This is a genomic window from Arthrobacter sp. QXT-31, assembly GCF_001969265.1.
GTDB lineage: Bacteria > Actinomycetota > Actinomycetes > Actinomycetales > Micrococcaceae > Arthrobacter.
This window is the reverse complement of the sequence record NZ_CP019304.1, coordinates 1,682,726-1,706,147: the sequence shown is the minus strand read 5'-3', so window position 1 is coordinate 1,706,147 and position 23,422 is coordinate 1,682,726. Positions and strand designations below refer to the sequence as shown.

Annotated in this window: 23 protein-coding genes; 14 read left to right on the top strand and 9 right to left on the bottom strand. The window is 66.4% G+C overall.

Annotation, left to right across the window (positions count from 1 at the left end; translation table 11 throughout):
* Positions 1 to 2: 2 nt before the first annotated feature.
* Positions 3 to 434 carry a DUF3151 domain-containing protein gene (locus BWQ92_RS07650; RefSeq protein WP_076798991.1) on the top strand — a complete coding sequence of 144 codons (432 nt, stop codon included), beginning with the start codon at positions 3 to 5 and terminating at the stop codon, positions 432 to 434.
* 80 nt (positions 435 to 514) lie between these two features.
* Here the strand turns inward: BWQ92_RS07650 and BWQ92_RS07645 are convergent, their stop codons facing one another.
* On the bottom strand, positions 515 to 1,144 hold the full coding sequence (locus BWQ92_RS07645) for a uracil-DNA glycosylase (protein WP_076798990.1): 630 nt from the start codon (positions 1,142 to 1,144) through the stop codon (positions 515 to 517).
* Between the two features lie 508 nt (positions 1,145 to 1,652).
* Here BWQ92_RS07645 and BWQ92_RS07640 point away from each other — a divergent pair.
* The 4 genes from BWQ92_RS07640 (at position 1,653) to BWQ92_RS07625 (ending at position 5,172) form a co-directional block, all read left to right on the top strand.
* On the top strand, positions 1,653 to 2,942 hold the full coding sequence (locus BWQ92_RS07640) for an adenylosuccinate synthase (protein WP_076798989.1): 1,290 nt from the start codon (positions 1,653 to 1,655) through the stop codon (positions 2,940 to 2,942).
* A gap of 271 nt (positions 2,943 to 3,213) precedes the next feature.
* Positions 3,214 to 3,762 (top strand): hypothetical protein, encoded by a 549-nt coding sequence (locus tag BWQ92_RS07635; protein WP_076798988.1) that lies wholly within the window; start codon positions 3,214 to 3,216, stop codon positions 3,760 to 3,762.
* Between the two features lie 103 nt (positions 3,763 to 3,865).
* Positions 3,866 to 4,414 carry an RNA polymerase sigma factor gene (locus tag BWQ92_RS07630; protein WP_076798987.1) on the top strand — a complete coding sequence of 183 codons (549 nt, stop codon included), beginning with the start codon at positions 3,866 to 3,868 and terminating at the stop codon, positions 4,412 to 4,414.
* A complete protein-coding gene (locus tag BWQ92_RS07625) occupies positions 4,411 to 5,172 on the top strand; it encodes a hypothetical protein (protein WP_076798986.1) in 762 nt (253 codons plus the stop codon). The genes BWQ92_RS07630 and BWQ92_RS07625 overlap by 4 nt, the downstream gene beginning before the upstream one ends.
* 202 nt (positions 5,173 to 5,374) lie before the next feature.
* Here BWQ92_RS07625 and BWQ92_RS07620 read toward each other — a convergent pair whose 3' ends face one another.
* The 4 genes from BWQ92_RS07620 to acs are packed head-to-tail and all read right to left on the bottom strand — an operon-like array spanning position 5,375 to position 10,632.
* Complete coding sequence (locus tag BWQ92_RS07620; RefSeq protein WP_076798985.1) at positions 5,375 to 5,869, bottom strand: CoA-binding protein; 495 nt, start codon at positions 5,867 to 5,869, stop codon at positions 5,375 to 5,377.
* Positions 5,866 to 7,218, bottom strand: coding sequence for an O-acetylhomoserine aminocarboxypropyltransferase/cysteine synthase family protein (locus BWQ92_RS07615; RefSeq protein ID WP_076798984.1), 1,353 nt, complete (start codon positions 7,216 to 7,218; stop codon positions 5,866 to 5,868). The genes BWQ92_RS07620 and BWQ92_RS07615 overlap by 4 nt, the downstream gene beginning before the upstream one ends.
* Positions 7,218 to 8,408, bottom strand: a complete 1,191-nt coding sequence (sfnG, locus tag BWQ92_RS07610; protein WP_076798983.1) for a dimethylsulfone monooxygenase SfnG — start codon at positions 8,406 to 8,408, stop codon at positions 7,218 to 7,220. Before sfnG ends, BWQ92_RS07615 begins: the two co-directional genes overlap by 1 nt.
* Before the next feature lie 10 nt (positions 8,409 to 8,418).
* Positions 8,419 to 10,632, bottom strand: a complete 2,214-nt coding sequence (gene acs, locus BWQ92_RS07605) for an acetate--CoA ligase (protein WP_236783143.1) — start codon at positions 10,630 to 10,632, stop codon at positions 8,419 to 8,421.
* Positions 10,633 to 10,915: 283 nt separating this feature from the next.
* On the opposite strand from acs, the gene BWQ92_RS07600 reads away from it, so the two are divergent.
* On the top strand, positions 10,916 to 11,341 hold the full coding sequence (locus BWQ92_RS07600) for a CoA-binding protein (protein WP_076798982.1): 426 nt from the start codon (positions 10,916 to 10,918) through the stop codon (positions 11,339 to 11,341).
* A gap of 38 nt (positions 11,342 to 11,379) precedes the next feature.
* On the opposite strand, the gene BWQ92_RS07595 is transcribed toward BWQ92_RS07600, so the two are convergent.
* Positions 11,380 to 12,408, bottom strand: a complete 1,029-nt coding sequence (locus BWQ92_RS07595; protein ID WP_076798981.1) for an isopenicillin N synthase family dioxygenase — start codon at positions 12,406 to 12,408, stop codon at positions 11,380 to 11,382.
* 45 nt (positions 12,409 to 12,453) lie between these two features.
* Between BWQ92_RS07595 and BWQ92_RS07590 the strand changes: the two genes are divergently transcribed.
* From BWQ92_RS07590 to BWQ92_RS07565, 6 genes are all read left to right on the top strand, one after another.
* Positions 12,454 to 12,906, top strand: coding sequence for an MmcQ/YjbR family DNA-binding protein (locus BWQ92_RS07590; protein ID WP_076798980.1), 453 nt, complete (start codon positions 12,454 to 12,456; stop codon positions 12,904 to 12,906).
* Positions 12,899 to 13,447, top strand: coding sequence for a DUF1990 family protein (locus BWQ92_RS07585; RefSeq protein WP_076798979.1), 549 nt, complete (start codon positions 12,899 to 12,901; stop codon positions 13,445 to 13,447). The genes BWQ92_RS07590 and BWQ92_RS07585 overlap by 8 nt, the downstream gene beginning before the upstream one ends.
* 13 nt (positions 13,448 to 13,460) lie before the next feature.
* Positions 13,461 to 14,084: a hypothetical protein gene (locus tag BWQ92_RS07580; protein WP_076798978.1), complete on the top strand. Its 624-nt coding sequence runs from the start codon at positions 13,461 to 13,463 to the stop codon at positions 14,082 to 14,084.
* Positions 14,085 to 14,130: 46 nt separating this feature from the next.
* Positions 14,131 to 14,448, top strand: coding sequence for a putative quinol monooxygenase (locus BWQ92_RS07575; protein WP_076798977.1), 318 nt, complete (start codon positions 14,131 to 14,133; stop codon positions 14,446 to 14,448).
* 77 nt (positions 14,449 to 14,525) lie between these two features.
* Positions 14,526 to 14,819 carry a DUF503 domain-containing protein gene (locus BWQ92_RS07570; RefSeq protein WP_076798976.1) on the top strand — a complete coding sequence of 98 codons (294 nt, stop codon included), beginning with the start codon at positions 14,526 to 14,528 and terminating at the stop codon, positions 14,817 to 14,819.
* 119 nt (positions 14,820 to 14,938) lie between these two features.
* Complete coding sequence (locus BWQ92_RS07565) at positions 14,939 to 15,880, top strand: hypothetical protein (protein WP_076798975.1); 942 nt, start codon at positions 14,939 to 14,941, stop codon at positions 15,878 to 15,880.
* 74 nt (positions 15,881 to 15,954) lie between these two features.
* On the opposite strand, the gene purL is transcribed toward BWQ92_RS07565, so the two are convergent.
* Genes purL through purS form a run of 3 tightly spaced genes read right to left on the bottom strand, consistent with a single transcriptional unit; the run spans position 15,955 to position 19,317 of the window.
* A complete protein-coding gene (gene purL / locus BWQ92_RS07560) occupies positions 15,955 to 18,282 on the bottom strand; it encodes a phosphoribosylformylglycinamidine synthase subunit PurL (RefSeq protein ID WP_076798974.1) in 2,328 nt (775 codons plus the stop codon).
* Positions 18,279 to 19,064, bottom strand: coding sequence for a phosphoribosylformylglycinamidine synthase subunit PurQ (gene purQ, locus BWQ92_RS07555; protein ID WP_076798973.1), 786 nt, complete (start codon positions 19,062 to 19,064; stop codon positions 18,279 to 18,281). The genes purL and purQ overlap by 4 nt, the downstream gene beginning before the upstream one ends.
* A gap of 1 nt (position 19,065) precedes the next feature.
* Positions 19,066 to 19,317, bottom strand: coding sequence for a phosphoribosylformylglycinamidine synthase subunit PurS (gene purS / locus BWQ92_RS07550; RefSeq protein WP_003798434.1), 252 nt, complete (start codon positions 19,315 to 19,317; stop codon positions 19,066 to 19,068).
* A gap of 272 nt (positions 19,318 to 19,589) precedes the next feature.
* Between purS and BWQ92_RS07545 the strand changes: the two genes are divergently transcribed.
* Both BWQ92_RS07545 and BWQ92_RS07540 read left to right on the top strand, forming a co-directional pair.
* Positions 19,590 to 19,895, top strand: a complete 306-nt coding sequence (locus BWQ92_RS07545; protein ID WP_076798972.1) for a hypothetical protein — start codon at positions 19,590 to 19,592, stop codon at positions 19,893 to 19,895.
* Positions 19,896 to 20,247: 352 nt separating this feature from the next.
* Entirely contained in the window at positions 20,248 to 23,334 is a 3,087-nt protein-coding gene (locus BWQ92_RS07540) for a S8 family serine peptidase (RefSeq protein ID WP_442856749.1), read from the top strand.
* The last annotated feature ends 88 nt before the right edge of the window (positions 23,335 to 23,422 follow it).

The following is a 23,422-nucleotide window of genomic DNA, read 5'->3' as shown; positions in this document are numbered from 1 at the left end:
TCATGTCCGACGAGTTCCGCAAGAACCTGCTGGGCCCCGAGCCCACGCTCCTGCCCGCCGAGACCGAGGTGTACCAGCACCTCGCGCTCGGCGCTGAGGCGCTGGACCTCGTGGAAAAGCACCCCACATCTTCGCTGCTGTGGGCCGTGCTGGCAGAGGAAGCGTGGTCGGAAGGCCGCACCATCGATTCCTACGCTTACGCGCGGGTGGGCTACCACCGCGGCCTGGACTCGCTCCGCCGCAACGGCTGGCGTGGCGTCGGGCCCATCCCGTGGGAGCACGAGCCCAACCGAGGCTTCCTGCGGGCGCTCTACTCGCTGGGGCGTGCTTCCGCGGCCATCAACGAGGCGGAGGAGCCGGAGCGGATCGAGAAGTTCCTCAACGACTCCGACCCCACGGCCAAGGCAGCCATCGAGGGCAAGCAGCACAACTGAGTTAAATACGACGGCGGGCGGTCACCTTCTCCTGGGAAGGTTGGCCGCCCGCCGTCGGTTCAGCCCGTTCGCGGCTTGGGTTATGCCTTGCGGATACCCGTGCGGGCCATGGCGTCGGCGTAGGCGACGTGCATCTCGTCGAGGTACTGCTTCTGCCGCTCCGGCGTTCCGGCGAAGGAGCGGCCACTCAGCGAGCGGACCTTGTAGGTCTTCAGTCCCCGGCGCCACAGCAGCGGAACTTCGGTCTTGAGCAGGAGGCCGGCGAGGCGGTTGGCCTCGGTGCCGTGGGCCACGATGACCGAGGCGCGGGGCACCAGGGCCAGGACTTTCAGCAGCGGCTTGAGGCCGGCCTGGATCTGGTCGGGCGTGAACTTGCCGTTCGGCTCGCCAGGCGTGTGCCAGGGGTGGACGTTCCACGGCATGATGTACTCCGGCCGCAGGCCCAGCTTCCACTGGATGCCCAGCATGCGGGTGGCGGCGTCGTCGTCGCCCGGCATGATGAAGCCGGTGGGCGATGCCGTGCCGATGTTGGAGTAGAGGCTGATGATCCGGCATTCCTCGACGTCGTGCGCGGGATCGACGTACGGCACCTGGGTGCCCGGCTTGGCGAGCTGCAGGGCGTCGCACAGTTCGTTGACAGCGGCGACGTTGGGTTCATAACGGCGCGTCAGGAGCTGTTCGTGGAAGGATTCGGTAGCCAGGGCTGTCATGTGGTGCTGTGTCTCCTGCAGGTGGGTCGCGCTGCCGCGCCGCAGGACCGGCACGCCGCAGGCATGCCGAATGCGGCGTGGTGTGAAATGAGGTGTGGACCGGTACCTGACCGGTCCTCCCCAGTTTAGCAAGGCGTCCGGACCGCCAGGCCCTCCGCTCACACGCCCCGCTGGCCGAGTCGCGGAGGGAAGGGCCGGCTGCGCGACAAATGAGGGCTAAATCACTTCAAAAGCCTTTTGGTGGCAAAGCGCTTGCCCTCGCCGTCGGGCAACTCCTCGGCTGGCCCTGTGGCGCTGCGTGTCCCGTGAGAGGGCCGCGACAAGGGAGAACGGGGCGCCATCGGCTAAACTTGGGTGGTAAGAGCCCCGGGGCCGTTGCGCCGCCGTTCCTGCGAAGGAACAGCGAAAGCCGGTCCACTCGGGGCATTCTCATGAACGGCGCCGACCTCCGGTTGAAGCACCTCGGTGATCCAACCGGGCTAGGCCCGAACGAATGGGGGAGGATCCCATGCCAGCAATCGTGATCGTCGGAGCCCAGTGGGGCGACGAAGGAAAAGGTAAGGCCACCGACCTGCTTGGCGGCCGCGTCGACTACGTTGTGAAGCCGAACGGCGGCAACAACGCCGGGCACACCGTCGTCGTAGGCGGTGAGAAGTACGAGCTCAAGCTCCTTCCAGCCGGCATCCTCAGCCCCAACGCCGTCCCCATTATCGGCAACGGCTGCGTCGTCAACCTTGAGGCACTGTTCCAGGAGATCGACGGCCTCGAGGCCCGCGGCGCGGACACCTCGAAGCTGCGCGTCTCCGCCAACGCCCACCTCGTCGCCCCGTACCACCAGGTGCTGGACAAGGTCACCGAACGCTTCCTCGGCAGCCGCGCCATCGGCACCACCGGCCGCGGCATCGGCCCCACGTACATGGACAAGGTTGCCCGCCTGGGCATCCGCGTCCAGGACGTCTTCGACGTGTCAATCCTGCGCCAGAAGGTCGAAGGCTCGCTGCGCCAGAAGAACGAGCTCCTGGTCAAGGTCTACAACCGCCGCAGCATCGAGGCTGATGAAGTAGTCAACTACTTCCTCTCCTTCGCCGAGCGGCTGCGCCCGCTGGTCATCGACAGCACCCTCGTGCTGAACGCCGCCCTGGACGAGGGCAAAGTGGTTCTCATGGAGGGCGGCCAGGCCACGTTCCTCGACGTCGACCACGGCACCTACCCGTTCGTGACCTCCTCCAACCCCACGGCAGGCGGCGCCTCTGTGGGTTCGGGCATCGGCCCCACCCGCATCTCGCGGTCCATCGGCATCATCAAGGCCTACACCACCCGCGTCGGCGCAGGCCCGTTCCCCACCGAGCTCTTCGACGAGATGGGCATGTACCTGCAGAAGACCGGCGGCGAATTCGGCGTCAACACCGGCCGCCCTCGCCGCTGCGGCTGGTACGACGCCGTCCTGGCCCGCCACGCCTCCCGCGTGAACGGCTTCACCGACTACTTCGTGACCAAGCTTGACGTCCTCACCGGCATCGAACAGATCCCCGTGTGTGTGGCCTACGACGTCGACGGCGTCCGGCACGACGAAATGCCGATGACGCAGACCGAGTTCCACCACGCGAAGCCGATCTTCGAGTACTTCGAGGGCTGGACCGAGGACATCACCGGCGCCCGGACGCTGGCTGACCTGCCCGAGAACGCCCGCAACTACGTGCTGGCCCTCGAGAAGCTGTCCGGCACCCGCTTCTCCGCGATCGGCGTGGGACCGGACCGGGACCAGACGATCGTTGTCAACGATTTGATCCTTGACTAAAACTGACTGACGCCGGAGGCGCCAGCACCAACAACTCAAGCGAGCAGCGCCCGACGGCGGCTGGTCACCTTTCGGTGGCCCGCCGCCGTCGGGCTTTATGCCAGAAAAAATCCCGCGTTTCCAAGGGAAACCTTTCCGCCAGAAAAAGTTTTCCGGGTGCGCGTAACCTGCCGGACCGCCGCGGCGATTACGTCTATGTAAGCGCCGGGCGGAGGTTGTCCCCCATCGGCCTCCGGCCCGGCCTTCAAATCAACCAAAGGACTTTTTTCTGATGAAGAGTGTTAGCAAGACCACCAAGATTGCTGTCGCAGCCGCCATCGTTGCTGTCGGAGGTTTCTCCAGCATCGGACTGGCGAACGCCGCCCAGGTGTCCAGCACGCAGCACGCAGAGGTGACCCCCGCTACGCCCGCCATTCCTGCCACCCCCGAGGTGCCGGAAGTTCCGACCGTCCCGGCCACGCCGGCTGTCCCTGCCGCTCCGGCTGCCAAGGCCAAGGCCGCCGGTGAGGCTGCAGACGCGGCCGACGCCGCCGTCGAAGCTGACGAGGACAACGCTGCCGCCAACGCCAACGTCTCCGCCGGGGACAAGGCCGCCGGCGCCGACGTGACCGCTGCAATCCCCGCTGTTCCCGGTGGCGCCGGCGTTCCGGCCGTCCCGGCCGTTCCCGCCGTCCCGGCCGTTCCCGCCGCCCCGGAGGTGCCCGCCGCACCGGCCGTGCCGGATGTTGCGGACCACGCGGCCCAGACGGCCGATGCGTCCGTCACTGCAGGCGCTGACGTCAAGGTTGACGCTGGTGCCGACCTGCCCACCGGCAAGTAGTTCACAGCACGCGAAACAGGGCGTTCCCCGAATAGGGGCGTGAGGTGTGCGGCGGCTAGGCTTACTACCGCCGCACACCTGCAGTAAAGGGAAGGACAGCTCCTTGGCAGCTCAGCTGACCGATGACGAATTGTCAGCAGCCCTTTCTGGCGACCCCTCCGGCTTCAGCGCTGTCTACAGCACCATTTCCCCCGCCGTCCTGGGCTATTTCCGGGCGCGCGGCGTGGATGACGCCGAAGCCCTGACGCAGGACGTCTTCGTTGACATTCTGCCCAAGCTCAGCAATGTCCGGGGCGGCCACTCCGGGCTGCGGACCTTCATATTCTCGGTGGCGCACGCGCGGCTTGTGGACTACCGCCGCCGGTCCGCGAGGACGCCGCAGCTCACCGAGTTCGACCCGCTCCTGGACGAGCGGCGGTCGAACTCGGCCGAGGACGAGGTGCTCGGCTCGCTCGGCGGAATCGCTTCTTCACTTGCCCTGCTCAACGACGACCAGCGGGAAGTTCTGGTTCTGCGGATCGTCGCGGACCTTTCGGTCGAACAGGTGGCCGGCATCATGAACAAGACCCCCGGGGCCATCAAACAGCTCCAGCGCCGCGGGCTCATCGCCCTGCGCGAACTCGTCAAGGAAAAGGACCACGCAGCATCATGAGTGTCATGCCGGCAGGCCGCGAAGAAGGAGAGATCCAGGCGATCCTCCTGGATTCCGGGCTCGAAGACGACGCCGATCTCCGCAGGTCCCTCGAAGAACTGCGCGGACTTGGCCAGGACCCCGCACCCCAACCGCGTGCCGATCTGGCCGCGCTGCTCGCCCACGGTGCCTCCGCTGCGGGCGCACCCACTGCGGATGCACCCACCCAGGCGATGCGCCGGGCCTCGACTCCCGACGTCGCCAGCCTCGAGCAGCACCGCCGCAACCGGCAGCGCCGGATGGGCATGGTGGTGGGCGCGGCTGTAGTCGGTGCCATGGGACTTGGCGCCGGCGCCGTCGCAGCCTCCAGCGAGGATTTCCGCAACAGCGTAGGCCATACCGTGGTCCGGATCTTCCAGCCGGCCAGCGAGACAACAGCACCGGCACCAACGCCCACGTCGCCCGCCGACCTTCCGGCGGTCCCGGCTCCCACGGTTGCTGCGCCCAAGCCCTCAGCTACCGGAACTGCTGCTTCGCCGTCGGAACCGGTAGCCCCGGCCCAATCAGGTTCGTCCGCTTCACATGGTTCGCCCAACGCATCGGCCGGTTCAGCAGCTTCCCACGGAGCGGCAAAGAGCGAATCGCCGACGCCGGCCCGTCCAAGCCAGCTGCCCACCATCCCCGAAACAGGATTGGTGCCCAAGCTTCCGGCCAAGCCGCTGCCGGCAGTGCCCACGCTGCCGACCGTCCCGGCGAAGCCCGTGCCAGGCACGCCGTAGGTTTCCCGGCTTGTCCTGAGGGATCCGCCCTGGTGGACCGGCGCCGGGGAAGGCCGAAAAAAGATTTTAGAAAGTTTTGGAATCCGCGTAACCCCTGAGGGTTCCCCGTCGATTACCAAAGTGAGAGTGCCGGGCTGGAAGTTGTCCCCCATCAAAATCCAGCCCGGCATTTTTCATTCTTTCGGTCTTGCCGGCCCTGTTGCTAGGCCAGAACCTGCCGCTTCGAGGAGATCACTCCCGTGTCGAAGCCGGCAAGGTGGAGCCCGCCGTGGAACCGGGCGTGCTCGATCTTGACGCAGCGGTCCATCACCACGTTCAGTCCCGCCGTTTCGGCATCCTTTGCCACGCCCTCGTGCCACGAGCCGAGCTGCAGCCACAGCGTCTTGGCGCCTGCGGCGACGGCTTCGTCCAGTACGCCCGGCAGGTCATCGTGCTTGCGGAACACGTCCACGATGTCCGGGCTCTCCGGCAGGTCCGCCAGCGAGGCGTACGTCGGCTGGCCGAGGATCTCCTTGACCACCGGGTTCACGAAGTACACCTTGTACCGGGTCGAGGACTGCAGGTAGGTGGCCACGAAGTAGCTCGCACGTGACGGCTTGTCCGAAGCGCCCACGATGGCAATCGACTTCGCTTCACGCAGCAGGCCCAGGCGCTCCGGCGCAGACGGGCCGGTCCAGGTTCGCTCAGTGGTGCTCATGCGTGTGCTCCAATCGTGCAGCTGTCAGCAGGCTCTTCGAGGACGGCGGCGTTATCCGCGGCGGCGTTCTGTGCCTCAGTGAGCGCCTGGTCCAGGTCCCACAGGATGTCCTCCAGGTCTTCCAGGCCTACCGAGATGCGGACGAGGTCCTCCGGTACGCCGGCGGACACGAGCTGTTCGTCGCTGAGCTGCTGGTGGGTGGTGGACCCGGGATGGATGACCAGGGTGCGGGCGTCGCCCACGTTGGCCAGGTGCGAGGCCAGCTGCAGGGACTCGATGAACTTCTGTCCGGCGGCCCGTCCGCCCTTCACGCCGAAGGAGAACACGGAGCCCGGCCCCAAGGGGAGGTACTTCCGCGCCCGTTCGAAGTGCGGGTGCGACGGCAGGCCGGAGTAGTTCACGTAGGCCACGCGCGGATCGGCTTCGAGCCATTCGGCCACGGCCTGCGCGTTTTTCAGGTGCTCGTCCAGGCGCTGGGGGAGGGTTTCCACTCCCTGCAGCAGCTGGAATGCGGCCAGCGGCGTCAGGGCAGGTCCGATGTCGCGCAGCTGCTCGCAGCGCAGCTTGGTGAGGAACCCGTATTCGCCGAAGTTGCCCCACCAGGAGACGTTGCCGTAGGAGGCCACGGGCTCGGTCATGGTGGGGAACTTGCCGTTCCCCCAGTTGAAGCGGCCGCTCTCGACGATGACGCCGCCGAGGGTGGTGCCGTGGCCGCCGATGAACTTCGTGGCGGAGTGGATCACGATGTCCGCCCCGTGTTCGATCGGCCGCACGAGGTAGGGCGTGCTCAAGGTGGCGTCGACCACAAGGGGGATGCCGGCGTCGTGCGCCACCTTGGCCAGGGCCGCAAGGTCCTGGACCTCCGATGACGGGTTGGCCACCACCTCGACGAAGATCGCCTTGGTGTTCTCCCGGACGGCCGCAGCGTAGTCCGCGGGGTCGGTGCCGGGCACGAACGTGGTGTCCACGCCGAAGCGGCGCAGGGTCACGTCGAGCTGGGTGACGGTGCCGCCGTAGAGCTGGGACGCCGCGACGATGTGGTCGCCGGACTGGGTGAGGGCGGCGAAGGTGATGAACTCGGCGGCCATGCCCGACGACGTCGCCACCGCCCCGATGCCGCCCTCCAGCGAGGCAATGCGCTCCTCGAACGCGGCCACGGTGGGGTTGCCGATGCGGGAGTAGATGTTGCCGTACTTCTGCAGGGCGAACAGGTTGGCGGCGTCCTGGGTGTCCTTGAAAACGAACGACGTCGACTGGTAGATGGGCACCGCCCGGGCGCCGTGCTCGGCGTCGGGCGTGCCGCCGGCGTGCAGGGCGCGGGTGCGGAAGCCGAATTTGCGGTCAGCCATTAGACAGCCACCGCCTCGGCAACAGGAGTGCTCGAAAGGTCGAGTTCCGTGCCGTTCCTGCGGGCCAGGTCCGCCTCGAGCTCGCGGACGATCGGCAGGACATCCCGGCCGAACGCGGCGATTTCCTCCTGGAAGTGCAGGTAGCCGGTCAGGAAGAGGTTCACGCCGATCTTCTTGTACTCCACGATCCGCTCGGCGATCTGCTCCGGGGTGCCGATCAGCTGGGTCTTAAAGCCGTCGTTGTACTGGACCAGGTCCTCGAACGTGGAGTCCGCCCACATGCCCTTGCCGTCCTTGGTGGACGGGCCGGCTTCCTGCACGGCGTCGCGGAAGCCCTGGACGGCCGGCTTGTGCGCCTTCTCCACGATCTCGCGCAGCGTGTCGCGGGCCTCCTTCTCCGAGTCGCGGGCAATGACGAAGCCGTTGAGGCCAAACCTTGGGGCGGCGAGCTGGCCTTCGGTGCCGCGCTTGGTTTCGCCGGAGGCGGCAACAACACCGGCGATGTTCTCCTTGAAGCCTTCCAGGTCCTTGCCGTTGGAGAAGTACCAGTCGGCGACGCGGCCCGCGGTGGCCTGGGCCGCCGTCGAGTTTCCGCCGAAGAAGATCTCCGGGTGCGCGCGGCCCGGAACGGCCACGGGGGCGGGGTTCAGGGTGAAGTCGGTGATGTTGTAGTACTTGCCGGCCTGGCTGTATTCCTTCTCGGTCCACAGGCCTCGGAGCACCCTGATGAATTCCTCGGTGCGGACGTAGCGCTCGTCGTGCTCCAGCCATTCGAGGCCGAAGTTGGTGAACTCGTTCTTGAGCCAGCCGGAGACGATGTTCACGGCGGCGCGGCCGTTGGAGATGTGATCGGCGGTTATGACGAACTTGGCCAGCACGCCGGGGTGCCACATGCCCGGGTGGACGGCGGCGATCACCTTGAGGCGTTCGGTCGCGGCGAGCAGGGCGAGGCTGAAGGACGTGGCCTCGTGCTGCTTGTCGGCGCCGTAGGACGCGGCGTAGCGGGTCTGGGTCAGTGCGTATTCGAAGCCGGACTCCTCGGCGATGCGGGCCAGCTTCTTGTTGTAGTCGAAGTCCCAGCTGGTGCGCTGCTCGATGGTGGAGACCACCAGGCCGCCCGATACATTCGGCACCCAGTAGGCGAATTTCAGCGGTTCGGAAAGACGGGCCACATTGCTGATGTCGTTCATATTCGTTCCTTTACTTCTGGCCGGTGTTGGGGAATCCGGTGTTGGGGTTTCCGGGGATGGCGGCAGCGCGGCGGCGCAGCGCATCCTGGATGCCGGCGATGGCCGGTTCGTTCTGGAGTGAGGTGGTGTCGCCCAGTGCCGTTCCCTCAAACAGCTGGGTCAGCAGGCGGCGCATGATCTTGCCGCTGCGGGTCTTGGGCACATCCGGGACAACGACGACGTCGCGCGGCTTGGCGATCGGGCCGATCTCCTTCGCGACGTGGTTGCGGAGCTCGTCGGCAGTTGAGCCGGTGGTAGAGCCCGCCGGAGCCCCGCCCTTGAGGACAACAAAAGCGACGACGGCGTGCCCGGTCTTGGGGTCGGCCACCGGACAGACCCCGGCCTCCACCACGTCCGGGTGCGTAACCAGGGCGGACTCGATCTCGATGGTGGAGAGCAGATGGCCTGAGACGTTGAGCGTGTCGTCCACCCGCCCCAGGATCCAGATGTCCCCGTCGTCGTCGTACTTGGCGCCGTCTCCGGCGAGGAACCAGCCCTGTCCGGCGTACTGGCTCCAGTAGGAGTCGAAGTAGCGGCGCGGGTTGCCCCATACAGTGCGGGCGATGGCCGGCCCCGGCTGGTCCACGACGATGAAGCCCTGAACGCCCGGTGCTGTGCGGTTGCCGGCCTCGTCCACCACACGGGTGCTGACACCAGGGAGGGGGCGGGCCGCGCAGCCGGGCTTGAACTCGGTGTCGGTGGACGCGGGGGACATGATGGTGGCACCGGTTTCGGACTGCCACCAGGTATCCACCATCGGGGCGGTGCCTGCGCCGAGGTTGTCGCGGAGCCACCGCCACGCCTCCGGGTTGACGGCCTCTCCCACGGTGCCCAGCAGACGGATGGACGAGAAGTCGTAGGTTTCCGGCACGCCGTCCGGGAACCAGCCCATGAGCGAGCGGACCAGGGTAGGGGCCGTGTAGTACTGCGTGACGCCGTAGCGTTCAATGATCTCGAAGTGCCGGCCCGGGTGCGGGGTGTTGGGGGTGCCCTCGAAGATCACCTGCGTGACGCCGTTGGAGAGGGGGCCGTAGATCTCGTACGTGTGCGCCGTGACCCAGGCGAGGTCGGCGGTGCACCAGTGCACATCCTGGTCCCGCAGTGCCGGGTCCGGGTTGCTGAACAGGTGCTCGAAGCTCCACGACGCCTGGGTCAGGTAACCGCCCGAGGTGTGTACGAGCCCTTTGGGCTTTCCCGTGGTGCCGGACGTGTACATGATGAACAGGGGGGTCTCGGCGTCGAACGCCTCCGGTTCGTGGACATCGGAGGCAGGTTCGACGACGTCGTGCCACCAGACGTCGCGGCCGGCGGTCATGGGGACGGTGGAGAGAGCTTCGGGGGCGGTGGTGCGGTTGATGACCAGGACGCGCTCGATCGCGTTGTCCCCGGCGAGGGCGGCATCGGCGTTGTCCTTGACCGGTACGGCCACGCCGCGGCGGAACTGGCCGTCAGTGGTCACCAGCAGCTTCGCCCCCGTGTCCTCGACCCGGAACCGCAGGGCCTCGGCGGAGAACCCGCCGAACACCAGGGAGTGGACGGCGCCGATCCGTGCCACAGCAAGGGTAATGATGACCGTTTCCGGGATCACGGGCAGGTAGATGACCACGCGGTCACCCTTGGTGATACCGAGTGCCAGCAGTGCGTTGGCCGCCTTGGAAACCTCACGCTGCAGTTCGGCGTAGGTGATGGTGCGGCGGTCGCCCGGTTCACCCTCGAAGAAGAGGGCCACCTTGTTCCCGCGTCCGGCTTCGACGTGCCGGTCCACGCAGTTGTATGCGACGTTCAGTTTGCCGCCGTCGAACCACTTGATCTCGGGTCCGCGGCCGGTTCCGACGTCGGCGGGCACCCAGCTGTGCGCCGTATGCCACGGCCTGTGGCTGCCGGACTTTTCAGCACCGGGCAGCTCGGCCCAGTCCAGCCGGAGGGCCTGTTCTTCCCAAAAGGCGACGTTGCCGGGGTCGATGCTGGAGGTGGTACCGCTGTGACGCGCCGGCCCGTCGGTGGGGACGCCGTGCACTGCGCCGTCCGTTGGCTCGGTCGAGGACCATCCCGAAGAGCCGGAAGAGGAGCCGGGCGCGTCACGCAGCCCTGCTTCGACCGCCGTCGCGTCCGAAGTGGTATGTGGGGTTGCCTCAGACGGAATCCGGGCAAGGGTGGGCAGGGCAAAAGTATTCTCTGGGGTCATTGCAGCACTCCATCGGTCCTGGCAGTAGCACCCCCAGCTCCGCCGGGGCGGAAGAACAGCGCCGTGGGAATGGTCGTCTCACGTCACCGGGGGTTGCTGCGGCTTCATCGATCCAGGTCTCTCGGCCGCTCGGGATGGTCGTTATCTACTCAAGCCCAGATGCACGATTTCACAAAATCGGCCTTTTTTGAACGGTAATATTCGTTCATCACGCCCGATTGACCGACGTGACCTTCAGATATTCGGGAATCATCCGGAAATGGCGCAGGAGTAGAGTTGATACATGGCTCACAAAAACGATCAGGCGGTAATTGACCGGCTCATGCGAACGAAGGGTACCTGGGCGATAGTCGGCCTCACCCGGAACGAGTGGCGCTCCGCGTACGACGTCTCGCTTTTTATCCGCGACCGCATGGGCATGGAGATCATCCCGGTCAACCTGCCGGGTGACGACGTGCACGGGGAGAAGGGGTACCGCAGCCTCGCGGAGATTCCGGCGGAAAAGCACCCGATCGACGTCGTGGACTGCTTCGTCAATTCACAGAAGGTAGGGGCGGTCATCGACCAGGCCATCGCCGTCGGCGCCAAGGCCGTGTGGCTGCAGCTGGGCGTGTTCGACGACGCCGCGGTGGAAAGGGCCAAGGCCGCAGGGCTCGATGTTGTGGTGAATTCCTGCCCCGCCCGCGAAGGGTGGCGCGTGGGCATCTAGCCCTGACAGGTCCCGTGCACAGGCGCCGGCCGCAACATTTAGCGCTTCAGCAGTCCCGGATAGTGGCGCTCCGTGACATCCGGATGGGCACGCATCCGGCCTTTGAGCATGTTCAGGCCGAATGAGGCGAGCATCGGATTGGACGGGTCGTCGGAGATGCCGCGGGCCTGGGCTTTGAGGTCCTCAGGCAGGGGCACCGGCTCTATCACGGCATCGAGGCGCGGGGACCAGAAGAATGGAACGGAGTATCGGTCAACCCCGGGCGGCGGGGCCTGTACGCGGTGGATGGTGGCCGCGAGATAACCCTCGGTGGCAACTTCCAGCATCTCGCCAAGGTTCACCACCAGCGCATCGGAAATGGGCTCCACCGGGACCCATTCGGTGGTTCCCGGCGGCAGCACTTCAAGACCGCCCACGTCATCCTGAAGCAGGAGGGTAACGAAACCGTAGTCCGCGTGCGACCCGACGCCCTGGTCACCGGCCGCTTCCACCACGCCGCCGACGTAATGGACCAGTTTGCCCATCCAGGCCGGCGCGTCCCCGAAGGGCTCGTCGAAGTAGTCCTCGGGCAGCCGGAGGGACACTGCGATGGCCCGCATGAGTTCCGCTCCCACCCCGGACATGAGTTCAGCCCAGGCCATTGCCGTGCGCTCCAGCTCCGGCATCGCCTCGTCCGGCCACAGGTTGGGCCCCTGAAGGAGCCAATAGGGCTGGTCCGCCGGATAGTCCTTCACCGGCTCACGGTCGGGTGAGTAGTCGATTTGCTCGCGCGCATCCGCCCTTCCCTGGGTGACCTCCGTGCCCATCCTGGTGTAACCGCGGAAATGCGGAGACAGGCGGTTGTCGAGCTTCATACGTTCTTCGAGGGGAAGGTCGAAAAAACGCCTGATCGTTGCCAGCAGCTCCTTCGCCTGGCCGGGGGCACCTCCGTAGCCCATGACCTGGAAGAAGCCCACCCGGTGCGTGGCATCGCGGAGTTGCGCTATGAATTCAGGGCTGAACGACCCGTCGGCCCGGCGTGCGGAGCCGAGATCCAGCACAGGTATGGTCTCCTGGGCAGCTGCCATGATCGCAGACTAGCACTGCCCGGGAAGGCTTTGTAGGCTCGCTGCATGGACCCAGCCGGACTGAGAGAAATCTGCCTGTCGTTTCCGGGGGCCTTCGAGGACTTCCCGTTTGGCCCCGAAACATCGGTGTTCAAGGTGAGGGCGGCGGTGTCCGGCGGGGCGCGTCAGGAGGCCAAGATGTTCGCGTTGTCCGCCATGGATCCGGATGACTGGTCGGTCAGCCTCAAATGCGAGCCGGCCCTGGCCGAACAGCTGCGGGCCGTGCATCCGGAAATCACCGGCGCATGGCACATGAACAAGACCTACTGGAACGGGGTCCGCCTGGACGGAGCCCTGCCGGACGACATGGTCCGGGACATGGTGGAGGACTCCTACGACCTCGTAGTCGCTTCGCTGAACCGCAAGCAGCAGGAGCAGCTCGGCTGGGCACGGCTTGCCGGGGTGCGGGGCCGGAGCCAGGACAGTACGGGTGCAGCACGGAGCCGGTCAGATGACTGAGCGCCGGCTGGCCCGCGGCGAGCTGAACTACCCGGACATCGGCGCCACCGAACATGGCGGGTCTCCGGCCGGGTACCGCAAGGTGGCATCCAGGACCTATCTCGGCGAAGGGACCGCCGCCTACCACCGGGTGGCCGAGGGAATCCTGGCCTGGGAGCTGCAGCGGCGGTCCGGCCTGCGCGTCCGGACCGAGTCCGGCGTCGTTGTTCCCGGCGCACGCGTGGTGAGCGGTTTCGGCGTCGGGCCCTTCCGCCTCAACGCACCCTGTGAGGTGATCTGGGTGCACCGGCCCGCCCCCGGTGGCGGCCCACAGTCGGCCGGCTTCGGTTACGGCAGCCTCCCTGGCCATCCGGTGCGGGGGGAGGAGTCATTCGTGGCCGAGATCGACGCCCAGGGCCGCGTGTTCGTCAGCATCACCGCGTTCAGCAGGCCGTCCAACTGGTTTTACGCTGCGGGCGGCGCGCTGGCCCGCCGGGCGCAGCGCCTCATGACTTCCCGATACATTGAAGGTGCACGCCAACTCGCCGCCGGTGAAAGCTGATCAGGAGAGATACATGCTGGACCAAAAGACCCTTGACCTGCTGTGGAACTTCGAGGATCCCAAACTGTCCGAGCAGCGCTTCCGGGAAGCCCTGGCCGACCCGCGGTACGACGCCGACGAGCGCGCCGAGCTCGCCACCCAGTTGGGCCGCGCCATCGGACTCCAGGGGCGCTACGAAGAGGCTGACGCCCTCCTCGACGCCATCGACGGGGACGAACCGACCGTCGGTGTCCGCGTCCTGCTGGAGCGCGGGCGCATTTTGAACTCGAGCGGCCACGCGGCCATGGCGGTGCCGCTGTTCGAGCAGGCGGCTGAGCTCGGCGACCATCTGGGTGAGGAGTACCTGACCGTCGACGCGCTCCACATGCTGGCCATCGCCGACACCGCCCACACGGAACCCTGGACCCGGAGCGCCCTGGAGTACGCCTCCACCGTGCACGATGAGCGCACCAAACGCTGGATGGTGGCGCTGCACAACAACCTGGGCTGGACCCTGCATGCTGCGGGCCGGCTCACCGAGGCGCTGGTGGAATTCCAGCTGGCCGAGCAGTGGGCAGAGCGGGTCGGAACCCCGGCCCAGCAGAAGTACGCGCGCGAGGCCATCGAAGAGTGCGAGCAGGCGCTCGCCGCCCATTAACCCGCCAACACAACTGACCCATCAACCCAACGAAAGGCATAGCCCCGTGATCTTCATCGTCGTCAAATTCAAGGTCAAGCCCGACTGGTCCGAGAAATGGCTCGGCCTCGTTGCCGACTTCACCGAGGCAACCCGCCAGGAGCCCGGCAACCTGTGGTTCGACTGGTCACGCAGCGTGGATGATCCCAACGAATTCGTCCTCGTCGAAGCCTTCAAGGACGACGCCGCGGGCGACCACGTCAGCAGCGCCCACTTCAAGAAGGCCATGGCGGACATGCCGCAGGCCCTCGCCGAAACCCCGCGCATTATCAGCCGCCAGCTCGACGGCGAAGGCTGGGACACGATGGGCGAGCTCACCATCTGAGTCCCGTCGAGTGCTCCGTAACTGCCCTTTTGAACCCTCAAAAGGGCAGTTACGGAGCACTCGCTAGCATTAACGGCATGTGGATCGGCTGGATTGAGTTCGACATCCTCCTTGGTGACGTACACAGCCTCAAGGAGAAGCGGTCCGTCGTGCGGCCCCTGCTGGCCGAGGTCAAGCGGCGCTACGAGGTCTCCGTAGCCGAGGTGGGGGACCACGACCAGTACCGGCGCACCCGGATCGGCGCCGGCCTGGTTGCCGCCGACCGGGCGCACCTCGTGGAGGTGCTAACCGCCGTCGAGCGCTTCGTGGCCTACCGCCCCGAACTGGAGCTGCTGAGCGCCCGGCAGCGGGAGATCCACAGCGAGGATTGAACCCCATCGACTGTTCCGCAACTGCCCTTTTGAGCCCTGAAAACGGCGGTTACGGAGCAATCGATAGGGGCTGTGGATAACTTCAGCAGCAGAGGCGTTCTTTCTGCTCTCATGTAGCCATGAAGACCGCACGCCCGCTGCCGAACAAATTCCAGGACAGGCCGTTCACCGTTGGCGAGGCCGGCCGCGCCGGCATCACGTCCAAGCGGCTGCGGCACCGCTCGCTCACGTCGCTGGGCAGAGGCATCCGTGCAGGATGCCCGACGGCGGAGCTTGCCTTGAGCGTCAGGGTGCGGCCCTTCATCGAAGTCAACGAGCGATGCGCCGCATCGCACTTCACCGCGGCCGAACTTCTGAACCTGCCGCGACGACGACGGAAAGGGCGTTCGGATATGTTCGACATCATCAGGCCTGAGGGTGCGGCCCATCTAAACCGGCCGCACGTCATCGTCCACCGGATGAAGCTCTACGACGATGAAGTCACCACCGTTGACGGCATCCCCGTCACCACACCGGAACGGACGTGGCTCGATCTCGCCGAAATGCTGAGTGTGGACGAGCTTGTGGTGGCGGGCGACAGCTGTGTGCGTATTCCCCGCCCCGAGTTCGAAGACCGGGACCAGCCGTTGTGTACGCTGGCGGACCTCCAGCGCATGATCGACAGGCACAAGGGCAAGCGCGGGCTGCGCAAGGCCAAGGAGGCCATCAGGCTCATCCGGGTGGGAGCGGACTCACCGCAGGAGACTATGCTTCGGCTCGCGATTGTCCGCGCGGGCCTGCCGGAACCGGAAGTGAATGTGCCGATCCTGTCCGATGATGGCGTGCGTCATCATGAGCCGGATCTGTCCTACAAGCAGTACCGGATAGGCATCGAGTACGAAGGGGAGCACCACGGTGACGAGCTGCAGATTGAACGCGACATCGCCCGCTCAGAACGCTATGCGGCCCTGGGCTGGACGGAAGTCCGGATCTCCAAGCGTCACCTGCTCAATGACGGCAAGGCCGCCGTTGCCAAGGTCCGCAGTGCGCTGGTCCAGGCCGGCTGGCGGCGCGGGAGTTAAACAACGATTGCTCCGTAACTGCCCTAATGACGGGTCAAAAGGGCAGTTACGGAGCAACCGATGGGCTTGGGCCCCTAGCCGAAGTACTTCGGCAGGGTGGCCTCGTGGGCTTCGCGGAGGGAGTCCAGCGAGAGGGTGTCCACGCCGTTGATCTCCAGCTGTCCGCTGGCTGCGTCCACCACGCCGATGCGGAGGTGATCGAAGCCGCGGGCGGTGCACATGTCCTTGAACCGGACTTCCTCAGAGCGGGGCACCGAGACGATGGCGCGGCCCTGGGATTCGGAGAACAGCGCGGTGAAGAGGTCAACGCCGTCGCGGTCCAGGACATCCTGGAGCGCGATCCGGGCACCGACGCCATAGCGCAGCGACGACTCCACGAGGGCCGCGGCGAGGCCGCCCTCGGAAAGGTCGTGGGCGGAGTCCACCATGCCGTCGCGGGAGGCGTTGATCAGGATCTCGCCGAGGGCGCGTTCCTTCTCCAGGTCAACCTTGGGAGGCAGGCCGCCGAGGTGGCCGCGCAGGTTGGACCATTCCGAACCGTCCAGTTCGGCCGCGGTGGTGCCCAGCAGGTAAATGGCTGCGCCGTCTTCCCGCCAGCCGGACGGCGTCCGGCGCGCGACGTCGTCGAGCTTGCCCAGCACTGCCACCACCGGGGAGGGGTGGATCGGCGTCGTGCCCGTCTGGTTGTACAGCGAGACGTTGCCGCCGGTGACCGGGATGCCCAGCACCATGCAGGCGTCGGACAGGCCGCGGATGGCCTCCGCCAGCTGCCACATGACGTCCGGGTCCTCGGGGGAGCCGAAGTTCAGGCAGTCGCTGACGGCCATCGGCACGGCGCCGGAGGTGGCGACGTTGCGGTAGGCCTCTGCCAGTGCCAGCTGGGCACCGTGGTACGGGTCGAGGTAGGTGTAGCGGCCGTTGGCGTCGGTGGCCAGGGCCACGCCCAGGCCGGATTCCTCGTCAACGCGGACCACACCGGCGTCGTCGGGGAACGCCATGGCGGTGTTGCCGCCGACGTACCGGTCGTACTGGTTGGTGATCCAGGACTTGTCGCACATGTTCGGCGAAGCGACCAGCTCGGTCACCGCCGCGGCCAGTTCAGCCGGGGCAGAGGGGCGGCCGGCGTCCTGCACGGAACCGGTGAACTTGTCGGCCTGGACGGCGTCCTGCCACTCCGGGCGGGCAAACGGGCGGTCGTAGACGGGACCGTCGTGCGCCACGGTGCGGGGATCGACGTCGACAATCACTTCGCCGTCCCAGGTGATGATGAGCCGGCCGGTGTCCGTCACCTCGCCCAGCCAGGCGTACTCCACGGCCCACTTGTCCATGACAGCCTCGAAGGCCTCGACGTTCTCCGGCGTGACCACGGCCATCATGCGTTCCTGCGACTCGGACATCAGGATCTCGCCCGGCGTCAGCGTGGGGTCGCGCAGCAGCACGGAGGTCAGCTCAACCTGCATGCCGCCGTCGCCATTGGAGGCGAGCTCGGACGTGGCGCAGGAGATGCCTGCCGCACCAAGGTCCTGGATACCCTCAACCAGCGAACCCTTGAACAGCTCCAGGCAACACTCGATGAGGACCTTTTCAGCGAACGGGTCGCCCACCTGGACGGCCGGGCGCTTGGACGGCTTGGTGTCGTCGAAGGACTCGGATGCGAGCACGGAGGCGCCGCCGATGCCGTCGCCGCCGGTGCGTGCACCGAACAGGACCACCTTGTTGCCCTTGCCCGAGGCGTTGGCCAGGCGGATGTCCTCGTGGCGCATGACGCCCACAGCGAGGGCGTTGACCAGCGGGTTGCCCTGGTACACGGAGTCGAACACCATCTCGCCGCCGATGTTCGGCAGGCCGAGGGAGTTGCCGTAGCCGCCGATGCCCGCGACCGCGCCGTGCATGACGCGTGCCGTGTCCGGGTGGTCGATGGCGCCGAAGCGCAGCGGATCCATCACGGCAACCGGTCGGGCGCCCATGGAGATGATGTCGCGGACGATGCCGCCGATGCCGGTGGCGGCACCCTGGTACGGCTCAACGAACGACGGCGAGTTGTGGGACTCGATCTTGAAGGTCACGGCCCAGCCGTCCCCCAGGTTGGTAACGCCGGCGTTTTCGCCGATGCCCACCAGCATGTCCTTCTTCATCTCGTCCGTCACCTTTTCGCCGAACTGGCGCAGGTGGTTCTTCGAGGACTTGTAGGAGCAGTGCTCGCTCCACATCACGGAGTACATGGCCAGCTCGGCGCCGGTGGGGCGGCGGCCCAGGACCTTGACGATCTCGTCGAATTCGTTCTGCTTCAGGCCAAGTTCAGCCCAGGGCAGTTCGGTGTCCGGCGTCTTGGCCGCGTTCTCGACGGTGTCGATGTTGAACTTCTTGTTCTCGGTGATCGAGCTGGTTGAGATCTCGGTCATTTGTTCGCTCCCACAATCTTGTTCAGCACGGAGGTGAAGAAGCCCAGGCCGTCGGTGTCCGTCCCGCCGATGCCGTCCAGGGATTCGGGGCCGAAGCCAACTTCCACTGCGTGCTCCGGGTGCGGCATGAGGCCCACCACGTTGCCAGCGGCGTTGGAAATGCCGGCGATGTCGCGGCGGGAGCCGTTGGGGTTGAAGCCCACGTAGCGGAACACCACGCGGCCTTCGGCCTCAAGCGCGTCCAGGGTCTTTTCGTCGGCGATGTACTGGCCGTCCTGGTTCTTCAGCGGCACCGTGATCTCCTGGCCCGGCGCGTAGTCCAGCGTCCAGTCGGTGCTGTTGTTCTCCACGCGCAGCACCTGGTCGCGGCACATGAACTTCAGGTGGTCGTTCTTGATCATGGACCCGGGCAGCAGGTGCGACTCGGTCAGGATCTGGAAACCGTTGCAGATGCCCAGGACGGGCAGCTTCGCGTCGGAGTTGGCGGCGTCAATGATCTTCGACATCAGCGGGGCAAAGCGGGAAATGGCGCCGGCACGGAGGTAGTCACCGTAGGAGAATCCGCCGGGGATCACGACGGCGTCCACGTCACCCAGTTCGGTGTCCGCGTGCCAGAGCGCGACGGGCGTGCCGCCTGCCAGGCGGACCGCGCGGGCGGCGTCGCGGTCATCCAGGGTGCCGGGGAAGGTGACGACGCCAATTTTGGCACCGGCGAGCCTGCGAGCACCAGGAGCGTCGGCGGCGACGGCGACTGCCTCGCCGATCAGGGGAAGTTCAGTCATCTCAGGCCTCGACGACCTCGACGTTCACGACGTCCTCGATCACGGGGTTGGACAGCAGGGTTTCGGCGGCATCGCGGGCCTGGGCCAGGATGTCCTCGGTCACCTCGCCGTCAACGGTCAGTTCGAAACGTTTGCCCTGGCGGACAGAGCTGAAGCTGGTGAAGCCCAGGCGGGGGAGTGCACCCACGATGGCCTTCCCCTGCGGGTCCAGAATCTCGGGCTTGGGCATGACGTCGACAACGATCCGGGGCATCCGGTAACTCCTGTGCATGTGCATTGGGTAAGGGCGCAGCGGAGTGGTGCCGTCTCACGCCATTCCTAAAGCTGCCTGGCTGTTCAAATGGCACCGCATTCAATCGGCACGGCATTCATTTGGCATGGCACGGACGGGCGCTCCGCGAGCTTGCATGCCCTATTCTACCGGGCCCGGCGCACCACTTTCGTATCGGGTGCGGGGAACGCCGGAGCGCGGGAAGAACGACGCCGGCTCTGGCCCGCCGCTGGCATGCTCAGTAGGATTGCGGAATGGCTGAGAAACCGAAATCCGTCCTGTTGCCGGTGATGGCCGCGGCGGTGTTCGCCGGGCTCGGAAGAATGGTGGTCCAGAAGATCAGGGCCGACCGTGCAGCCCGCAAGAGCGGTGCCGGACGGGGCGGTGCCGGACAGGACGGTGCTGGGCAGAACCGGGTTGCGCAGAACCGCGTTGGGCGGGGCGGCGCCGGACGGGGCGGAAAAGTCCGCGGCGGTGGCGGGCAGGACCGGGTGGCGGGTCCGGTGGACGAGAAGACGCGCCAGTGGATCAGCGAAGTGGTCCGCACGCCCCGGCAGTAGCTCCTCCGGGCAGCAGCTCCCGGCAGGACGGAGCGGCAAACTTTCTCTCTCCAGCGGCGGGTGCCTTTCAGGGCGCCCGCCGCTTTTTGATGCCTGTGTCGAGGACTGTGACAAAAAAGTAAATTCATGGTTTGTGCCCTATGTCATATGCGGCTCTCAGTAGGTACTGTGGGGATCGGTCGCGATTGCTGGGATCGACAGGACCTGTCATCTTCACGTGTCGTTGCCGCCTGCGCCCGGCAATGTAGCCGGGGCTGTTCCTTATGAAAGGTTCAAACCACTCGTGAAATCAGCAGGAAAAAGCTTCTTCCGAAGCCGGGGGGCCCGGAAAGCAGCGGCACTGGTTGTCGGCTTGCCTTTGCTCCTTTCGTCAGCCGGCGCACTGCCGGCAACCGCGGCGCCGTCGCAGAATGCGGCTCCCGCCGTCCAGCAAAAGAACGTCGACCCCAACGACTACTCGGCCGGGCGCTACATTGTGGTCCTGACCGAGAAGCCCGCCGCCACCTACGAGGGCGGCACGCCCGGCCTGCAGGCCACGAAGCCGCGCTCCGGCCGCAAACTCGACGCGAGCCGGGCAGAGGTGCGCCGGTACCAGGCCCACCTGGAGGCAAAGCAGACTGCGCTGGCTGAAAAGGAAAAGGTCCAGATCCGCCGCACGTACACCGCGGCGCTCAACGGCTTCAGTGCCACACTTACCGCCGAACAGGCTTTGAACCTGGCCAAGAACCCCCAGGTCCTCGCGGTGGCCCCCGATACCCAGCAGAAGCCCGACTATTCCACCACGGACTTCCTCAAGCTCAGCGGGGCCAACGGCACCTGGAACACCCAGTTCGGCGGCAAGGCCGCTGCAGGCAAGGGCGTCGTGGTGGGCGTCATCGACTCCGGCTACACGCCAGGCAGCCAGTTCTTCGCCGGCAGTGCAGTCGCCCAGCTCAAGGGCAACCCGAAGGTAGGCGTGCCCTACCGCACCACCGGCGGCAGGATCGCCATGCTGAAGGCGGACGGCAGCACTTTCGAGGGCGAGTGCCAAAAGGGTGAGGGCTTCAACGGAACAGCCTGCAACTCCAAGGTCCTCAGTGCCAGGTACTTCTCTGATGCCTTCGAGGACTCCGTGGCCAAGGGGGACCGGGCCCCGGAGGAAGTGATCTCGCCTGTGGACGTGGGAAGCCACGGAACGCACACGGCAAGCACGGCGGCGGGCAACGCTGACGTGGAGACCTTCGTTGACGGACGCAGCTTCGGCCTGACCGGCGGCATCGCACCCGCCGCGAAGCTCTCCATCTACAAGATCTGCTGGGAGGACAAGGATCCCAACACCGGCGGCTGCTACACCTCGGCCGCCGTCGACGCCATCAACCAGGCAGTCCTCGACGGAGTCGACGTCCTGAACTACTCCATCTCCGGCACCACCTCCACCACCACGGATCCTGTGTCCATGGCATTCCTCTCCGCTGCCTCGGCCGGCATCTTCGTGGCCACCTCCGCAGGAAACTCGGGTCCGCAAGCCAGTACCGTGAACCATGGCGAGCCGTGGGTCACGACGGTAGCGGCCAGTACCTTCTCGCAGGAGCTGCAGGGCACCGTCGAATTCTCCGACGGCAGCAAATTCCGCGGGGCCAGCATCATGAACCGCGAAGTTGCCGGCGCAGGCGTTGTGCTCGCCGCCAACGTGGCATCCGGCCAGGCGGCCGACCCGTCGCTGTGCGCCCCGGGCTCGCTCGATCCGGCCAAGATTTCCGGCAAGGTGGTGGTCTGTGACCGCGGCGTCTACGACCGGGTGGCCAAGAGCGCCGAGGTTGCGCGCGGCGGCGGGGTGGGCATGATCCTCGTCAACCTGGCCACGTCATCGCTCGACGCCGACAAGCACTCCGTCCCCACCGTGCACGTGAACCCGCCTGCCACGGAGACCATCAAGGCCAAGGTGGCGGCGAACCCGGCCCTCACGGTCTCCCTGGTCAACAAGGACACCACGGGACTGCCCCTCGAGGCGCAGCCGCAGATCGCCGGCTTCTCCTCCCGCGGACCGCTGCTTGCCACGGACTCTGATCTCCTGAAGCCGGACGTCGCCGCGCCCGGCGTGGCGGTCCTGGCCGGCGTTTCCCCGATCGGCTCGGGCGGCGACCAGTTCGGCTTCATGTCCGGCACCTCCATGGCCTCACCCCACGTTGCCGGCTTCGGCGCGCTCATCCTGGGCAAGAACCCCACCTGGTCACCGGCCACCGTGAAGTCCGCCATGATGACCACCGCCAGTGACATCAAGCTCGCAGACGGCAGCAAGAACACCGACGTCCTCGCCACGGGTGCAGGCCAGGTCGATCCGGCACGTGTCCTGAATCCCGGACTGGTGTATGACGCCGGCAGCGATGACTACCTGCGCTTCATCCAGGGAACCGGCATGGACCTGGGCATCGCCGGACTCGGCAGCACGCGGCCGCGTGACATGAATGTCCCGTCCTTCTCGCTGGGAAACCTGGCGGGCAGGATTGAAGTCACGCGCACCGTGACGGCCCTGACAGCAGGGACCTATAGGGCCACGGCCCGCGTGCCCGGTGTGAAGGTGACGGTAACCCCGTCCATCCTCACCTTCGGTGCGGCGGGAGAGAAGCGCACGTTCAAGGTGGCCTTCGAAAACCAGAGCGCTCAGCTGGGCGAGTTCACGGCAGGTTCACTCACGTGGCAGGGTGCCAACAAGACCGTGACGTCACCGATCGCAGTCCGGCCGCAGTCGGTAGTGGCTCCCAAGAACATCGCCTTCACGTCGGAGGGGGCCAGCGGTTCCGGGAACATCGGTATCGTCTCGGGTTCAGGCTCGCCCACGAACGTGACCCTCGACGGCCTGTCGAAGGCGGACTCCTCGGCCATCGAACTTGTGCCCGGGCCCTTCCGGTACGCGACTGACGCGTCGAATTTCACGAAGACCGTGGAAGTCCCGGCCGGGGCACCGTTGGCCAAGCTGTCCGTGATCTCCGCGGATGAGAACGCCGACTTCGACATGGTGGTCATCACCCCGGACGGGCGGGGGATCGTGGCCGCCACCGGCGCGGCAAGCGAGTCCGTTTCGATTCCCAACCCTGCTGCAGGCACGTACCGCATGTTCGTGAACCTTTACGACAGCCCCAACGGCCAGGCGACCAGGGCTTCCGTGGACGCGGCGGTCCTGGGCGCAAATGAAGGCAACGCCACCGTGACCCCGGATCCCGTCCGCCTTGCGAACGGCCTTGGCGGGGAGCTCGTCCTTGCCTGGAAGGACCTGGCTCCGGGCTCCTACATCGGACGGATCACTTTCGACGGGACCAGCTCCCCGACGTTCGTGAACGTGGTGGTGGCGGAGGGCGGCGCCGTCGCGGTTGCACCGGCTTCGGAAGATCCGAAGGAAATGAAGGAACAGGGGAAGGTCCAGAACGAGGACCTGACGCGGTCACCGGATAACTCCATCTAGGAAGGTCCCGGAACCGGGCTCCCGGAAGGGCCCCACAGCGAAGGCCGGCGGGCGTGGCTCAAAAAGCCAGGGTCCCGCCGGCCTTCGC